Origin of the sequence: Modestobacter sp. I12A-02662, from assembly GCF_041028325.1 — a bacterium.
GTDB lineage: Bacteria > Actinomycetota > Actinomycetes > Mycobacteriales > Geodermatophilaceae > Modestobacter.
The window spans coordinates 41573-56388 of sequence record NZ_JABGDE010000005.1; the positions used below are offsets into that span (position 1 = coordinate 41573).

General features: G+C 74.1%; 17 protein-coding genes. 10 read left to right on the forward strand and 7 right to left on the reverse strand.

All coding sequences use genetic code 11. The features are described from left to right. Positions 1 to 11 precede the first annotated feature (11 nt). Complete coding sequence (locus tag HL189_RS07725; RefSeq protein WP_369133111.1) at positions 12 to 1568, reverse strand: methyl-accepting chemotaxis protein; 1557 nt, start codon at positions 1566 to 1568, stop codon at positions 12 to 14. A 258-nt stretch (positions 1569 to 1826) separates the two neighbouring features. Here HL189_RS07725 and HL189_RS07730 point away from each other — a divergent pair, with 258 nt between their 5' ends. The 5 genes from HL189_RS07730 to HL189_RS07750 are packed head-to-tail and all read left to right on the forward strand — an operon-like array spanning position 1827 to position 4837. Then, positions 1827 to 2114, forward strand: coding sequence for a hypothetical protein (locus HL189_RS07730; protein ID WP_369133112.1), 288 nt, complete (start codon positions 1827 to 1829; stop codon positions 2112 to 2114). Positions 2115 to 2173: 59 nt separating this feature from the next. After that, positions 2174 to 3253, forward strand: a complete 1080-nt coding sequence (locus HL189_RS07735) for a sigma-70 family RNA polymerase sigma factor (RefSeq protein WP_369133113.1) — start codon at positions 2174 to 2176, stop codon at positions 3251 to 3253. Further along, positions 3250 to 4167 (forward strand): STAS domain-containing protein, encoded by a 918-nt coding sequence (locus tag HL189_RS07740; protein ID WP_369133114.1) that lies wholly within the window; start codon positions 3250 to 3252, stop codon positions 4165 to 4167. The genes HL189_RS07735 and HL189_RS07740 overlap by 4 nt, the downstream gene beginning before the upstream one ends. Beyond that, complete coding sequence (locus HL189_RS07745; protein WP_369133115.1) at positions 4164 to 4553, forward strand: STAS domain-containing protein; 390 nt, start codon at positions 4164 to 4166, stop codon at positions 4551 to 4553. The genes HL189_RS07740 and HL189_RS07745 overlap by 4 nt, the downstream gene beginning before the upstream one ends. Then, positions 4550 to 4837: a phosphatase RsbU N-terminal domain-containing protein gene (locus tag HL189_RS07750; protein ID WP_369133116.1), complete on the forward strand. Its 288-nt coding sequence runs from the start codon at positions 4550 to 4552 to the stop codon at positions 4835 to 4837. The genes HL189_RS07745 and HL189_RS07750 overlap by 4 nt, the downstream gene beginning before the upstream one ends. Positions 4838 to 5202: 365 nt before the next feature. On the opposite strand, the gene HL189_RS07755 is transcribed toward HL189_RS07750, so the two are convergent. Further along, the gene (locus tag HL189_RS07755; RefSeq protein WP_369133117.1) at positions 5203 to 5541 is read right to left on the reverse strand and encodes a PspC domain-containing protein; all 339 of its coding nucleotides are present in this window, start codon (positions 5539 to 5541) and stop codon (positions 5203 to 5205) included. 112 nt (positions 5542 to 5653) lie between these two features. On the opposite strand from HL189_RS07755, the gene HL189_RS07760 reads away from it, so the two are divergent. Next, the gene (locus HL189_RS07760) at positions 5654 to 6178 is read left to right on the forward strand and encodes a GNAT family N-acetyltransferase (protein ID WP_369133118.1); all 525 of its coding nucleotides are present in this window, start codon (positions 5654 to 5656) and stop codon (positions 6176 to 6178) included. Here HL189_RS07760 and HL189_RS07765 read toward each other — a convergent pair. The 5 genes from HL189_RS07765 to HL189_RS07785 form a co-directional block, all read right to left on the reverse strand. After that, the gene (locus HL189_RS07765) at positions 6162 to 6977 is read right to left on the reverse strand and encodes an SRPBCC domain-containing protein (RefSeq protein WP_369133119.1); all 816 of its coding nucleotides are present in this window, start codon (positions 6975 to 6977) and stop codon (positions 6162 to 6164) included. The genes HL189_RS07760 and HL189_RS07765 overlap by 17 nt on opposite strands. Beyond that, positions 6974 to 7588: an ArsR/SmtB family transcription factor gene (locus HL189_RS07770; RefSeq protein ID WP_369133120.1), complete on the reverse strand. Its 615-nt coding sequence runs from the start codon at positions 7586 to 7588 to the stop codon at positions 6974 to 6976. The genes HL189_RS07765 and HL189_RS07770 overlap by 4 nt, the downstream gene beginning before the upstream one ends. Positions 7589 to 7717: 129 nt before the next feature. After that, positions 7718 to 9385, reverse strand: a complete 1668-nt coding sequence (locus tag HL189_RS07775; protein ID WP_369133121.1) for a tripartite tricarboxylate transporter permease — start codon at positions 9383 to 9385, stop codon at positions 7718 to 7720. Continuing rightward, a complete protein-coding gene (locus HL189_RS07780) occupies positions 9385 to 9900 on the reverse strand; it encodes a tripartite tricarboxylate transporter TctB family protein (protein WP_369133122.1) in 516 nt (171 codons plus the stop codon). The genes HL189_RS07775 and HL189_RS07780 overlap by 1 nt, the downstream gene beginning before the upstream one ends. After that, on the reverse strand, positions 9897 to 10904 hold the full coding sequence (locus HL189_RS07785; RefSeq protein ID WP_369133123.1) for a Bug family tripartite tricarboxylate transporter substrate binding protein: 1008 nt from the start codon (positions 10902 to 10904) through the stop codon (positions 9897 to 9899). The genes HL189_RS07780 and HL189_RS07785 overlap by 4 nt, the downstream gene beginning before the upstream one ends. 175 nt (positions 10905 to 11079) lie before the next feature. Here HL189_RS07785 and HL189_RS07790 point away from each other — a divergent pair, with 175 nt between their 5' ends. The 4 genes from HL189_RS07790 (at position 11080) to HL189_RS07805 (ending at position 14815) form a co-directional block, all read left to right on the forward strand. Further along, positions 11080 to 12681, forward strand: coding sequence for an ATP-binding protein (locus HL189_RS07790; RefSeq protein WP_369133124.1), 1602 nt, complete (start codon positions 11080 to 11082; stop codon positions 12679 to 12681). Continuing rightward, on the forward strand, positions 12678 to 13385 hold the full coding sequence (locus tag HL189_RS07795) for a response regulator (protein ID WP_369133125.1): 708 nt from the start codon (positions 12678 to 12680) through the stop codon (positions 13383 to 13385). Before HL189_RS07790 ends, HL189_RS07795 begins: the two co-directional genes overlap by 4 nt. A gap of 45 nt (positions 13386 to 13430) precedes the next feature. Beyond that, on the forward strand, positions 13431 to 13826 hold the full coding sequence (locus HL189_RS07800; protein WP_369133126.1) for a universal stress protein: 396 nt from the start codon (positions 13431 to 13433) through the stop codon (positions 13824 to 13826). A 131-nt stretch (positions 13827 to 13957) separates the two neighbouring features. Beyond that, positions 13958 to 14815, forward strand: coding sequence for an alanine racemase (locus HL189_RS07805; protein ID WP_369133443.1), 858 nt, complete (start codon positions 13958 to 13960; stop codon positions 14813 to 14815). Position 14816: the final 1 nt, after the last annotated feature.

A 14816-nucleotide genomic window follows, 5' to 3' on the forward strand; every position in this document is an offset into this window, starting at 1 on the left:
CGGCCGGGCGGTCAGCCGGTCGTGGTCAGGGCCGAGGCCATCCGGGCCTGCTCCTCCAGCACCTCACCGATGCGCGCCTGGACGACGTCGAGCCGGCCGATGACCTCACTGGTGGTGTGGATGCCGTCGGCGACCGCGCGGCTGCTGGCCTGGATGCCGGCGATCTGGGCGGAGACCTTCTGGGTGGCGTTGGCGGTCTCCCGGGCCAGGTCCTTGACCTCGCTGGCCACCACGGCGAAGCCCTTGCCCAGCTCGCCGGCGCGGGCGGCCTCGATGGTGGCGTTGAGCGCGAGCAGGTTCGTCTGGTCGGCGATGCCGGAGATGATCCGGATGACCTCCCCGACCGCGGCGGACGCCTCGTCCAGGGAGAGCACCTCCTGGGTCATCGTCTGGGCCTGGCTGACCGCGCTCTCCGCGACCCGCCCGGCGTCGTCGGCGGCCTCGCGCAGCCGGGCGACGGTGTCCAGCAGCTCCCGGGCGTTCGCGGCGGACTCCTCGCTGCGGCGCAGCACGTCCAGCCGCTGGGAGACCAGTTGCTGCACGTTCCGCAGCGCGGAGGCCCGTGAGTCGGACAGCTCGATGGTGTGGGCGACGAAGAAGTCCATCGTGCCGACCACCCGTCCGCCGACCATCAGCGGGAAGCACACGCCGGACTTGACCCCGGCGCGCTGCGCGGCCGGGGCCCGGCAGCAGTCGGTCATCTCGCCGATGTCGCGGACGAAGTACAGGTCCCGGGAGCGCCAGGTGCGCCCGGACAGGCCGACCCCCTCGGCGAAGGAAGCGGCCAGGGTGACCTTGCGGAACTCCTCACCGGCCGAGCCGGACTCCTGCTGGAACCGCAGGACGTTGGCCGCCGGGTCCAGCGCCCAGTACGAGCCGTAGGCCCAGCCGAAGGCCTCCCGGACGGTGTCCAGCGCGATCCGCAGCGCCTGCTGCTGGTCCCGGGCGGCGCCGATCTCGGTGACCACGGTGGTCACCGCCTCGCGGTCGTCCAGCGTCTCCTGCAGCGACGCCTTGGCCAGCGCGGCCTTGCGGGCGTGGGTGACCAGGCGGCCCAGCGAGTCCCACTTCTCCTCGCGGCCGCCGAAGAACGGCAGCTCACTGCGGCCGTAGTACTCGTAGAGGGCGGTGACCTGGCCGTTCTCGATCGTGGGGAGGACGCAGCCGCGGGCCGCGCCGGCGGCCAGGGCGGCGCCCCAGCGCAGGCACGTGGCGGTGTCGGTGTCGGCGTCCATGACCACGGCCTGCTTGGTCCCGATCGCCTGCCCGCCGTAGCCGTCCGCCCCGGAGATCCGGGTGATCCGCGGGGTCGCGGAGGACATGGCGCGCGCCAGCTCCCCGGACTCGCCGCTCAGGTGGAAGGCGCCGTCTGGACCCGGCAGCCACGAGGCTCCGTAGGCCAGCCCCAGGGCGTCGACGAGGGTCTCGGTGATCGTCTGGTGCGCGTGCACCGGACCGGCGACGCCGCGGTCGAGGACGGCGATGACCCGCTCCACCGCCTCGACGTCGCGGGGCATCTCCGCGGGGGGCAGCACCGCCCGGTCCGGGCTGCTGTTGCGGCGCCTCATGTGTCGTCCTCCATCGCCCCTGGATCGCCGCCGGAACCGCTGCGGCGCTTCCGTCCCACGTGCCGGCCCGGCCGGGCGGGCACGTCGAAGTCGTTCTCGGCACCCGACGGCCCGGCTGCAGCCGAACGACGGATGGCGCGCGATCTTCTGGCGTCGCATCCGCCGCGTCGCCGCCGGCGGCTGCCGCGTCATGGAGCGGCCGGCCGGGCGTCCTCATCGGTGCAGGCCAGCCCGTCCCGGCGACCGAGAGGTGCGAACGTGATCCCCGACGGCGTGTCCCGTGCGGACGACGAGCCACCGGACCCGCGCACCGACGGGGCGCCGCGGGTGCCGTCCCTCGCCCGTCGCCGCGACGTGCTGGACCAGTTGCGCCGGATCGCCCTGCACCTGGAGACGGCGGCCGTCCTGGACCGCAGGGCCGCCCGTTCGGGCAACGCCGCCCTCGCAGAGGTGCTCCGGGAGCGGGCCGAGCAGCGCCGCCGCACGGCGGAGCGGCTCCGCGCCGGTCTCCTGGCCGCAGACCGCGCGGGCCGCGCCGCGGGGTGACGGCCTGTTCGGCAGCGCGCGACCCGCGGCGGGCAGGCGCCGGCGGTACCGTTCCCCGCATGCCGGCCCCGGAGCCTGCTGGCGGTGCGCCCGACGGTGTCGGGTCGCTGGACATCGCGGCGCTCATCCCGATCGTCCGGCGGATCGTCGCCGCCCGGGCGCCGGACCAGGCGACCGCGGACGACCTGGTCCAGGAGACGCTGGCCCGGGTCCTCGGTGCCGCCGGCCGGATCGAACCCGGGATGCTCGAGCCCTATGCCATCGTCACCGCCCGGAACGTCGTCGCGTCCATGTGGCGGGACCAGGACCGGCAGCGGCGGCACCAGCACCGGGTCGTCGACCTCCGGCCGTCGCAGTCGCCGGACGAGGGCGTCCTGGCCCGGGAGGACCGCGTGGCGATGGCCGAGGCGCTCACCCGGCTGTCCGAGCGGGAACGCCGGACGCTCCTCGCCCACGAGGTGTCCGGGCAGGACACCCGCTCCCTCGCCGCCGAGCTGGGGTCCACCGCGGGGGCGGTGGCCGCCCAGCTCAACCGCACCCGCGCCCGGCTGCGCGTGGAGTACCTGCTCGCCGTCGAGCGGGTCGAGCCGCCGACGGGGCGCTGCCGCCCCGTGCTGCTGGCCGTCTCCAGCGGGGACCGGCGCCGGCAGCGGGAGGTCGACGCGGCGCACCACCTGCTGGAGTGCGAGTTGTGCGCCCGGCTCAGCGGGCCGCTGATGGGCCGGGGACGCGATCGTGACGACGAGGTCCGGGTCGCCGTCCGGACCGACTCCGACGTGGTCGCGGCCCGCCAGGCCGCGCGCGAGGCGGCTGCCGGGATCGGGTTCTCGCCGACCGAGCTGACCGAGATCGCCACCGCGGTCTCCGAGGTGGTCCGCAACATCGTGCGCTTCGCCGACGCCGGGGAGGTCCTGGTGGAGCTGCTGGACCAGCCGCGGCAGGGCATCCGGATCACCGCGCGGGACTCGGGACCCGGCATCGCGGACGTGGCCGAGGCGCTGCGCGACGGCTACAGCACCTACTCCGGGCTGGGCCTCGGCCTGCCCGGTGCTCGGCGGCTGATGGACGAGTTCGCGATCGCGTCCGAGCGCGGCCGCGGCACCACCGTGATCATGACCAAGTGGCGGGAGGTCGGATGACCACCAGGGAGGACGGCGCCGTGACCGGCTCGGCGACCACCGAGAGCGCGGCCGCGCGGACGACGGAGGAGGACGACGGACTCCTCCCGCAGCTCGTCGCCCACCTGCGGGAGCACCGCACCCGGCTGCGCGAGGAGTGGGTCGGCCGCATCCACGGCGCCCACCTGCTCCAGGCGATGACGGCCTCGGAGATGGTGGCCGAGACGACGTCGGTCTACGACAACTACGTCGAGGTGCTCGAGACCGGCAGCGTCGAGGAGCTGCAGCACTACGCGCGGGACCTCTCCGAGCGGATCATCCCGCGCGGGGTCGAGACCCACGAGGTCGTCGGCATCGTCCTGCTGCTCCGCGACGTCCTGGCCCGGTCGCTGTTCGAGAAGTACCAGGGCGACATGCTCGTGCTCAACCGGGTGCTCGACGCCTACGAGCCCGCGGCCAACCGCATCGCCAACACCGTGGCCGTCAGCTTCGTCGACGAGCGGGAGCGGGTGATCCGCCAGCAGCAGGACTCCATCCGGGAGCTGTCCACCCCGGTGCTGCCGGTCCGGGAACGACTGCTGATCCTGCCGATCATCGGCGTGCTCGACCGGGAGCGGGCCCGGCAGCTGACCGAGCAGCTGCTGACCGGCATCCGGACGCACCGCGCGAAGGTCGTCGTCGTCGACATCACCGGTGTGCCCGACGTGGACGAGGCGGTGGCCAACCACCTGGTGCAGACGGTGGACGCGTCGCGGCTCATGGGGGCCAGCGTCATCATCACCGGGCTGTCGCCGGAGATCGCCCAGACCCTCGTCACCATCGGTGTCGACCTCAGCAAGATGGACACCATCGGTGACCTGCAGGGCGGTCTGGAGGAGGCCGAGCGGCTGCTCGGGTTCACCGTGACCCGGCGCGGCGGGGCGGGCGGGCCGTGACGTCGTCCCCGCGGCTGTTCTCCATCCTGCGGCAGGGCTCGTGCCTGATCGCCTCGATCCACACGGCCCTGGACGACTCCCAGCTGGTCGTATTCCAGCGTGACCTGGTCGAGCGGATCGGCCGGGAGCGTGCCCGCGGGGTGGTCATCGACGTCGCCGCCCTCGACGTGCTCGACTCCTTCGCCACCCGGACGCTGCGGGACATCGGGGAGATGGCGCGGTTGCGGGGCGCGGCCACCGTCATCGTCGGCATCCAGCCCGAGGTGGCGTTCGCGATGGTCCGGCTCGGGTTGCACACGGGCGCGGTGTCGACCGCGCTCGACCTCGAGGAGGGGCTGGCGCTGCTGGACTGGCGGCTGGCCGGCCCTGCGGTCCGTGGCCCGTGAGCCGCGACGGGGTGCTCCGCGACTACCGGGCCGCGTTCCTGCGGTACCTGGCCCGGCGCGAGGAGTCCGCCCTCAACGCCGGGTACGAGATCGGCCGGGCCGCCCTCCAGGCCGGGCTCGGGCTCCTCGACCTCGTCCGGGTGCACCACGACGTGCTGATCGAGGTGCTGGCGGACACGGCCGCCGAGGAGGGGCCGGCGGTGGCGGGAGCGGCGTCGGACTTCCTCCTGGAGGTCCTGTCCAGCTACGAGATGGTGCAACGCGGGCTGCGCGGCGACGGCTGACCGCCCGCCAGGGAGGGGGCCACGTGCCCCCGCGGGGGATGCGGGGACACGTGGCGGTGGGCCGGCCGGGGTCAGGGGCCGCCTCGTCACCACGCCGCGGTCCCGGGGAGCGGTGACGGTCCCTCGTCGATCAGGCCTCGGCTCGGCCTGCTGGGACCACGCTCTGAAGAGGGCCTGGAGGCGCCGGGATGACGCGGGGGTGTGGCGGCCCCGGGCGGGCGCCCGCCGGTCGGCGGCCCGGCGGGTGCGGACGCGCCGCGTCATGGCGGGGGTGCCAGGGCGTCATCCGTCCCGCCCGGACGTACCGCGGCCCCCGACCCGGGGGAGGTCGGGGGCCGGGTCCCGGGGTCCCCGCATCCTCCCGGTCAGACGGCGGGGGGAGCGGAGCGGGGGCCCGTGAGCTTCTCGTGGAGGCTGTCGACGGCCTGGTCCAGACGGGTGTCGGGGCGGGCCGGGTCGGCGGGCGCGGGCGGCATCAGCACCCACAGCAGCAGGTACACGACCACGCCGGCGCCGCCGGCGACGGTCAGCGCGACCATGCCGACCCGCCAGAGGGCCGGGTCGATGCCGCTGTACTCACCGAGCCCGCCGCAGACGCCGCCGAGCATCTTCTCGCTGCGGCTGCGGCGCAGCTGCCGGTACGGGAGCGGGGGCTGCTGCCCGGCGGGCACGGAGGAGGGGCCGGGGTGCGGTGTCGATGTCATGCCACGAGCGTGCCGACCGCGGGCCTGCCGGACCATGAGGGAACACCCGGAACCGGCCCTGATCCGTCCCGGGTGGCCGACCCTGAGCGGAACCTGGGTGCACCATGGCGGGATGCCTCCCGTGGTGGTCCGCCGGGCCCGGGTCGGGGACGCCGACGCCCTCCACCGGTTGAGCCTCGACGCGATCGCGAGCTCGGCGGTCGGCCACTACGACGACCGCCAGCGGGCGGCGTGGGCCGCCCGGCGGACCCGGGAGGGCCACCGGTGGCTGGTCACGGCGACCACGACCTTCGTGGCGGTCGACGGCGAGGACGTCGCCGGCTTCGCCAGCGTCGCGCTGCACCGGGTCGGCGTCCTGCAGGAGGGCGAGGTCGACCAGCTGTTCGTCGATCCCCGGCACGGTGGGCGCGGCGTCGCCCGCCTCCTGCTCGACGCCGTCGCGCGGGCGGCGGTCGCCGCCGGGCTGCGGGAGCTGGTCACCCACGCCTCCTGGCGCGCCGTCCCGGTGTTCGAGCGGGCCGGCTTCCGGCAGGTCGCCGAGGAGACGGTGGACCTGGACGGCGTGGTCCTGACCCGGGCCCTGATGCGGCGGGCCCTCGGGGAGGCGAGGACGGACCCCCTCACGTCATCGGGGTGAACCCGGGCACGTGGCCGGTCAGCCAGGCCGTCCAGCGCGGTGCCTCCCGGGCCGCCGTCTCGGCGCCGCCCTCACCGAAGAGGTACCCGCGCACGGCAGCCGTCGCGCCGCCGTAGTCGAAGGTGGCGAGCTCGAGGAAGCCCGGGGAGGGCCGGTCGACGAGCAGGGTGACCGCCCGGGACTCGACGTCCACGACCGTGCCCCGGGTGGCGGGCGCTCCGGCGTCCAGCTCGACCTGGTCACCGATCCGGGCGGTGGCCAGGCCGAGCGCGGCGAGCAGCTCCCGGCCGACGTCGTCGGGGGAGCGGTCGGGGACGGAGCCGAGGACGAGCAGCGACGCCGCCGGTCGTCCGGGGAAGTGGGTGAGGGCGAGGCGCAGGTTGCGCAGCGCGCCGCGCCATCCCTCGTCGGTGCCCTCGAGCTGGTCCTCCCAGCCCTCGCCGTCGGTGAAGAAGCCGCTGACCAGCCGGATGACGCACGTGCCGCCGTCCCGCGCCTCGACGAGCAGCTCGGTCGCCCACGGCGGCGCGTCGGGAGCCTCCGGGTCCCAGTCCCGTTCCTCGTAGGCGAAGCGGTGCGGCGGCTCCCAGGCGGTGACGACCCCCTCCGAGCTGCCGTACGGCCCGTGGTGGGTCACGATCCGGCCGCCCTCGCGCTCGTCCACCTCGGCGGGCACGAACCAGGTGGCGATGCCCGGTCCCGTGGCGATGGCCCGCCACACGTCCATCGGGTCGCCGGGCACCTCGATCTCGTGCGCGGAGACGCGGGCGGTCGGCTCGTCGGGGTCGTAGCGGGTCACCAGAGCTCCTCGGGAGGGTGGCCGACGGGGACGTCGGCGGGGACGGGGTGCACGCTGAGCAGGACGCGCTGCCACCGGCCGTCCGGCGCGTCCTGGTCGTGGTACCGGGCGGCGAGCCGGGTGACCGTCGCCGCGAGCTCCTCGGCGAACGCGGCGCGGTCGGCCGGGGAGGCGAAGCGGACGTCGGCGTCCAGCGCGAACACCGGCACGGCCGTGTCGGCGCGACGCGCACGCGCGGCCATCCCGCCGACCTCGCGGACGACGCGTCCGGCCAGGGCGACGAGGTAGGCCGCCGACAGCCGGTCCCGGGTGCGCGTGTGGTCGGCGGCCGCGTCGCCGAGCGCACCGGGTGACACCAGGTACCCGGCGGCGGAGGCGACCAGCAGCCGTTCGGTCAGTCCACCCCAGCGCCGGGTGTCGGCCACCTCGACGAGCCCGTGGTCCTCCAGCCGGCGCAGGTGGTAGTTGACCTTCTGCCGGCTCAGGCCGACGCGGTCGGCCAGTGCCGCGGCGGACGCCGGCGTGCGGAGCTCGGCGAGGAGCCGGGCGCGTACCGGGTCCAGCGCCACGGCCGCGGCACCCGGATCGCTGATGACGTCGACGGCTCGCACGGGGTGAGCCTGCTCCTGACAAGAAATGTCGTCAAGGGTGGGTCGCCGCGTGCCCGCCCGTGCCCGCACTGCACGCAGCCCCCGCCAGGGGTCCCCGGCGGGGGCTGCGTGGTGGTGCGGCGGCTCGGCTCAGCGGTCGGGCCGCTCCGGGTCCACGGACCGGCCGTCGTCGGCTCCCCGCGGAGCGGGGAGGTCCGCCCCCTGCTCGGGCGCGCCTCCGGTCGCCACGTGCCGCTCGACCGAGATCGCGCTGGTCAGCCCGTGGTGGTGGTGCGCCTCCTCGATGTCGTGCACGACCTCGGTGAGCACCGCCGGCGCCGCCTTCTTCGGCAGCAGGCGCTTGACCAGCGGGAAGAGCAGGATCAGCGCGACGATGACGTAGACGACGACCGCGATCGGCTCGAACAGCCCACTGACCCGGCCGTTGCTGAGCTGCAGTGCCTGGCGCATCTCCTCCTCGGCGAACGGGCCGAGGATCACGCCGATGATCGCCGGCAGGAGCGGGAGCCCGAAGCGCCGCATCATGAAGCCCAGCGCACCGATGACCAGCAGCAGGAACAGGTCGAAGGTGTTCGCGTTGGCCGCGTACGCCCCGAGGCTGGCGAAGAACAGGATGCCCGCGTACAGGTACGTGCGCGGGATCCGCAGCAGCCGCGCCCACAACGGCGCGAGCGGCAGGTTCAGCACCAGCAGCGCGGTGTTGCCGATGAACAGGCTGGCGATCAGGCCCCAGACCAGCTCCGGCTCGGTGTCGAACAGCCGGGGGCCGGGCTGGATGCCGTAGCTGGAGATCGCGGCCAGCATGACCGCCGCGGTCGCCGTGGTCGGGATGCCGAGGGTCAGCAGCGGTACCAGGCCACCGGCGGCCGAGGCGTTGTTCGTCGCCTCCGGGCCGGCGACGCCCTCGATGGCGCCCTTGCCGAACTCCTCCGGGTGCTTGGACAGCTTCTTCTCCGTGACGTAGGAGAGGAAGGTCGGGATCTCCGCCCCACCGGCCGGGACCGCGCCGAACGGGAAACCGATCGCGGTGCCGCGCAGCCACGGCTTCCAGGACCGTCGCCAGTCCGAGCGGCTCATCCGCGGGTTGCCGACCGGGATGACCTCGATCGGCCGCCGGCGCAGGTGCGCCGCCGTCCACAGCGCCTCACCGACGGCGAAGAGGCCGACCGCCACGACGACGACGTCGATGCCGTCGGCGAGCTCCGCGACGCCGAACGTCAGCCGCTGCTGGCCCGACGTGGCGTCGATGCCGATGAGCCCGATCGCCAGGCCGAGCCCCAAGGAGGCCAGGCCGCGGACCCGCGAGCTGCCGAGCACCGAGGTCACCGCGATGAACGCGAGCACCATCACGGCGAACCGGTCGGCCGGGGAGATCTCGACGGCGAGGTCGGCGACCGTCGGGGCCACGAGCGCCAGGGCGAGGGTGGCGAGGGTGCCGGCCACGAAGGAGCCGATCGCCGCCGTGGCGAGTGCCTGGGCGGCCCGACCGGCCCGGGCCATCTTGTTGCCCTCGATCGCGGTCACGACCGAGGCGCTCTCCCCGGGGGTGTTCAGCAGGATCGACGTCGTCGAGCCGCCGTACATGCCCCCGTAGTAGATGCCGGCGAACATGATCAAGGCGGTGGTGACGTCGAGCCCGCGGGTGAGGGGGAGCAGCAGCGCCACGGTCATCGCCGGGCCGATGCCGGGCAGGACGCCGATGGCGGTGCCCAGCAGGACGCCGAGCAGCGCGAACATGAGGTTGTTCGGCGTCAGGGCCGTGGCGAAGCCGTCGGCCAGGCTGGAGAAGGCGTCCATCAGAGGATCCCCTCCAGCACGCCCACCGGCAGGCTGATGTTGAGTCCGAGGACGAACAGGTACCAGGAACCCACGCCGAGGACGAGGGCGATGGCGGCGTCACGCACGTAGTGCCGGCTGCCCAGCGCGAACGCGCATCCCCAGAAGAGGATGGCGCCCGAGAGCGGCCAGCCCAGGGGCTCGATCAGCAGCGCGTTCGAGAGGAAGGCGACTGCGAGGAGGGCGACGGTGCGCCAGTCGGTGCCGCCGCCGAGCTCGATGTCCTCGCCGCCCTCGGGCTCACCGCGGCCGCCGCGCCGCACGTCCAGGGCCAGGAAGACGCTCACGATGACCAGCAGGGCGCCGACGACGACGGGCACCGCGCCGGGGCCGACCGGCCCGCGGGCGATCCGGCTCTCGGGGAGCAGCAGCGCGGAGACGATGACGAGCAGACCGATCGCCCCGAGGAACAGGGCCACCCCGTACTCGGAGCGGCCCTGCTCCTCGGTGCTGCTGCCCGTGGGGGCAGTGCTCACGCCAGCCCCAGCCCGCTCAGCACGGACTCGACCCGCGCGCTCTCCTCGTTCAGGAAGCTGCTGAACTCCTCGCCGGTCTGGAAGGAGTCCGCCCAGCCCTGGTCGGTGAGGATCTGCTGCCACGCCTCGCTGCCGTGCATCTCGGTGATCGCGTCGACGAGTCGCTGCGTCTCCTCCTCGGTGATGTCCGGGGCGGCCACGATGCCCCGCCAGTTGGTGAAGACGAGGTCGATGCCCTCCTCGGTGAGGGTCGGTGCGTCGATTCCCTCGACGGGCTCCTCGGTGGAGACCGCGAGGATCCGCACGTCACCGGATGCGGCCGACTCGGTCACCTCGCCGATCCCGGTGGCGGCGAAGGCGATGTCCCCGCCGAGGATGCCGGCGAGCAGCTCGCCGCCGCCGTCGTAGGCGACGTAGTTGACGTCGGACGGCGTGACGCCGACCTCCTCGGCCAGGAGCATCGGCGTCAGGTGGTCGGGACCGCCGGGGTTGGACGCGCCACCCACGGGTGTGTTGCCGGGGTCGGCCTTCCACGCGGTGACCAGGTCGTCGACGGTCTGGAACGGGGAGGACGCCGGCACGACGATCGCCTCCGCCTCCTCGATCAGCTTGGCGATCGGGGTGGTCTGGTCCAGCGTCGCCTCGGACTGGTTGCTGTACTGCGCGCCGACGACGCCGAGGCCCATCTGCATGAGCAGCTCGGCATTGCCCTTCTCGTTGACCAGGCGCTGCAGACCGACGGTGCCGCCGGCGCCCTCGAGGTTGAACACCTCCATCGAGTCGGCGAGCCCCTCGTCCTCGAGCACCTGGGCCCACGCCCGCGCGGTGGTGTCGTAGCCGCTGCCCGGGGAGTTGGGGACCATGACCCGGAGACCGCTGATCGGACCGTCCGCGGTCCCGCCGCCGGCGGCCGAGCCGCCCTCCGCCGTGGTGCCGCAGCCGGTGAGCACGAGGCCGGCGGCGACGGCGCCGACGGTCAGCCTCCGCATGGAAGCAGTGCGCATCTGGGTTCCTCCTGTGAGTCCGGCGGGTTCCCGCTGGTTGAAGGAAAGATGGCGGCGGCTGTGGCCCGTGTCACCCTTGCGTGCGCAATGGGCTTTGTGGTCGTTGTGTCCACGCTTCCGTCGCGGCGGCCACCGTGCTGGACTCTGCACCCCGTCCCGATGTCAGGAGATGCACGTGACCCGGCGGCTCTCGCTGGCCGGCCAACTGCTGGCACTGCAGGTGGTCATCATCTGCGTGGTCCTCGTCGGCGTCACCGCGGTCACCGTGGCGCAGTCGACCCGACGGGCCCAGGAGGTCGAGGGACGCCGTGCGCTGGTCGTGGCGGAGACCCTCGCCAACGCGCAGGCCACCCGCGAGGCGATGGCGGCCGGCGCGGTCCGCTACCTGCGGGTGGCCGCCGAGGTCGCCCGCAGCAACTCCGACTCGGCGTCGGTCGTGGTGGCCGGCGCCGACCGGACCGTGCTGGCGACCGCGGACCCGGAGGAGCTCGGCGCCCGCTTCGACGTCGGGGACAGCACCGTGCTGACCGGCCGGTCGTGGACGGGGGAGCGCCCGCTGGACGGGGACCCGGCGGCCGGGGCGATGGCGCCGGTCTACGCGGACGACGGGCGGATCCTGGGGTTCGTGTCGGTGCAGCGGCCGTACCCGTCGATCATGGACGGGCTGGCGTCCGCGGCCCCGAACCTGCTGACCTACCTCGGGGTGGCCAGCGTCATCGGGATCGGCGGGTCGCTGCTGGTCGCCCGGCGGGTGAAGCGGCAGACGCTGGGCCTGGAGCCGCCGGAGATCGCCGGTCTGGTGGAGCACCGGGACGCCATGCTGCACGGCATCCGCGAGGGGGTGGTGGGGCTGGACCTGCAGGGTCGGGTCACGTTGATCAACGACGAGGCCATCCGGTTGCTGGGCACGCCGGGGAACGCCCTCGGCCGCACCCTGACCGACCTCGGGGTGGGGGAGGAGCTGCGCGACGCGCTGCTGTCCTCGGACGTGGCGCGCGACCGCGCGGTCGCCAGCGGAGGGCGGGTGCTGGTGCTGAACCGGCTGCCCATCGCCAGCCGCGGCGAGCCGATCGGCTCGGTCACCACGCTGCGCGACCGCACCGAGCTGCTGGAGCTGCGGCGCGAGCTCGATCTCACCCGGCACGTCACCGACACCCTGCGCGCCCAGGCGCACGAGTTCGACAACCGGCTGCACACCATCGCCGGGCTGATCGAGCTGGGGGAGGCCGACGAGGCCGTGCGCTTCGTCCACCGGGTCAGCTCCAGCCGTTCGGAGTTCAGCCAGGTCGTCGCGGAAGCGGTCCGGGACCCCTCGATCGCCGCGCTGCTCATCGCGAAGGCCAGCCAGGCCGCGGAACTGGGCGTCGACCTGCGGATCGCCCCCGACTCCGCCCTGCCGGCGCTCGGCGACGGGCTGAGCACCGACGTGGCGACCGTCGTCGGGAACCTGATCGACAACGCGATGGACGCGGCCTCCAGCGCGCCGCAGCGCTGGGTCGAGGTCGGACTCGGCGTCGTCGACGGTGAGGTCGACGTGGTCGTGCGGGACTCCGGCCCGGGCGTGCCCGCCGGGATGGAAAGGGAGATCTTCCGCCGGGGCGTCTCGACCAAGGGCGGGACGGCGTCGGGGGAGCGGGGGATCGGCCTGTCACTCGTGCACCTGGTCTGCACCCGCCGGGGCGGGGACGTGACGGCCACCTCGGTCGGCGGCTCGGTCTTCACCGCCCGCCTCCCGGCCGACGACGAGACCCTCGACGGCGCGCTGGTGGACGCATGATCGGCGTCCTCATCGTCGACGACGACTTCATGGTCGCCAAGGTGCACTCCGGGTTCGTGACCGCCCTCGACGGCTTCGAGGTGGTCGGAACGGCGTCGACCGGTGCCCAGGCGCTCGCCGAGGTCGGCCGGCTGCAGCCGGACCTCGTGCTGCTCGACGTCTACCTGCCCGACATGACCGGGCTGGAGATGCTGCGCCGGCTGCGTACCGCCGGGTCGCCGGTCGACGTCATCGTCATCAGCGCCGCACGGGACGTCGAGAGCATCCGCAGCGCCTTCCACGGCGGGGTGCTGCACTACCTGGTCAAGCCGTTCGACCGGGCGACCTTCGAGGCGCGGCTGCGCGACTACGCGGCGCTGCGGGACGACCTCAGCGAGCTCGGGGAGGCGGGCCAGGTCGACGTCGACCGGGTTTTCGGCCTCGCGCGCAGCAGGGCCGAGCGGCCGGCGCCGCCACCCAAGGGGATCGCAGCCGAGACGCTGCACCTGGTGCGCGAGACGCTCGCCGCCGCCGGGCCCGACGGCCTGTCCGCGACCGAGTGCAGCGAGCGGACCGGGCTGGCCCGGGTGAGCGCCCGGCGGTACCTGGAGCAGCTGGTCGCGCAGCAGGAGGCCGACGTCCGGCAGAAGTACGGGACGGCCGGCCGGCCGGAGCGCCGCTTCACCCCCCGCGGACGTGCACGCAACGACCGAAACGTCCGATAGGGCCGCAAGGCTGACGGGTCGGGCGGGGTACGTGAGGCTGCCCGCATGACCATCGTCGTGGGCTACGTCCCCACCCCCGAGGGCGAGGCCGCCCTGGACGCCGGCATCAGCGAGGCCCGCCTGCGCCAGGAGCCGCTGCACGTCGTCAACACCTCGCGCGGCGACTCGCTCGTCGACAGCCGCTTCGCCTCGGAGGACGCGCTCGCGGCGGTCCGGTCGAGGCTGGACGAGTCCGGCGTCGTGTACGAGATCGCCCAGCAGCTGGGCCGCCACGACGCGTCCGACGAGCTCGTCGAGATCGCCGACCGGGTCAAGGCCAGCCTGCTCGTCATCGGCCTGCGCCGGCGCACGCCGACCGGCAAGCTGATCACGGGCAGCCAGGCCCAGCGCATCCTGCTCGACGCGCACTGCCCGGTCCTGGCGGTCAAGGCCTCGTACTGAGGACACCTCGTCTGCTTCTGCGGTCGAGTGCGGTCGCAGCAGGCACGGGAGACGTCATCACCTCACCGAGCACACGACCCGTCATCGGTGCGCGGGGGTCTCGCGACCGCCTCCCGACCCCGGCGCTCGTCATCGACCGGGACGCCCTCCGATCGAACATGACCGCCGTGCGCCGCCTCCTCCACGGCACGGGCGTCTCCCACCGTCCCCACTTCAAGGCCCACAAGTGCCTGGAGATCAGCCGGTTGCAGATCGAGTTCGGAGCGAACGGGTTCTGTGCGGCGACCGTCGGCGAGGCCGAGGTCCTCGCTGCGCTGGACACGTCCGTCCTGCTGACGTCCATCGTCTTCTCGGACACCAACCTGGGCCGGGTCGCCGAGCTGCGCGCGACGGGCTGCGAGCTGACGCTCGTGGTGGACGACGCGGTCACCGCGCAGCGGATGAGCAGTGCGCTCACCGCCAGGGGCTCCGCTGCCGAGGTCCTCATCGACATCGACACGGGCAGAGGCCGGTCCGGTTGCGGCTCCGTCGACGAGGCGCGTCAGCCCGCCCAGCAGGTCGAGCAGTTGCCCGGGCTGACCCTCGGCGGACTGCAGCTGTACGCCGGGCACCTCTCCCACCTGCGGGATCCGGCCGCGCGGGCACGGGAGCACGCGGACTTCCGGGGCCTGGTGACGCGCCACCGGGAAGCGCTGGCGGACCTGCTCCCGGCAGCGCCGATCATCACCGGCGGCAGCACCGGCTCGCTCGTGCTGGAGCTGCGGGACCCCGTCCTGAGCGAGGTGCAGTGCGGGAGCTGTGCGCTGATGGACGTGGAGTACCTGCACGGCCGGCTCGACTTCACCTCCGGCCACCGGCCCCCCACCGGTGCGCGGATCGAGTGCGGCGTCCCGCACTGCGACCCCTCGATCAACCTCTTCGACGTCGCCCACGTCGTCAGCGGGGACGTCCTCGTCGACGTGTGGGCGATCGACGCTCGAGGCGCGTAGT

Excerpts from the sequence above, each read along its gene's own strand:
- HL189_RS07725 (WP_369133111.1), bottom strand. The coding sequence starts at position 1,568 with ATGAGGCGCCGCAACAGCAGCCCGGACCGGGCGGTGCTGCCCCCCGCG.
- HL189_RS07735 (WP_369133113.1), top strand. The coding sequence starts at position 2,174 with ATGCCGGCCCCGGAGCCTGCTGGCGGTGCGCCCGACGGTGTCGGGTCG.
- HL189_RS07740 (WP_369133114.1), top strand. The coding sequence starts at position 3,250 with ATGACCACCAGGGAGGACGGCGCCGTGACCGGCTCGGCGACCACCGAG.
- HL189_RS07755 (WP_369133117.1), bottom strand. The coding sequence starts at position 5,541 with ATGACATCGACACCGCACCCCGGCCCCTCCTCCGTGCCCGCCGGGCAG.
- HL189_RS07760 (WP_369133118.1), top strand. The coding sequence starts at position 5,654 with ATGCCTCCCGTGGTGGTCCGCCGGGCCCGGGTCGGGGACGCCGACGCC.
- HL189_RS07775 (WP_369133121.1), bottom strand. The coding sequence starts at position 9,385 with ATGGACGCCTTCTCCAGCCTGGCCGACGGCTTCGCCACGGCCCTGACG.
- HL189_RS07785 (WP_369133123.1), bottom strand. The coding sequence starts at position 10,904 with ATGCGCACTGCTTCCATGCGGAGGCTGACCGTCGGCGCCGTCGCCGCC.
- HL189_RS07795 (WP_369133125.1), top strand. The coding sequence starts at position 12,678 with ATGATCGGCGTCCTCATCGTCGACGACGACTTCATGGTCGCCAAGGTG.
- HL189_RS07800 (WP_369133126.1), top strand. The coding sequence starts at position 13,431 with ATGACCATCGTCGTGGGCTACGTCCCCACCCCCGAGGGCGAGGCCGCC.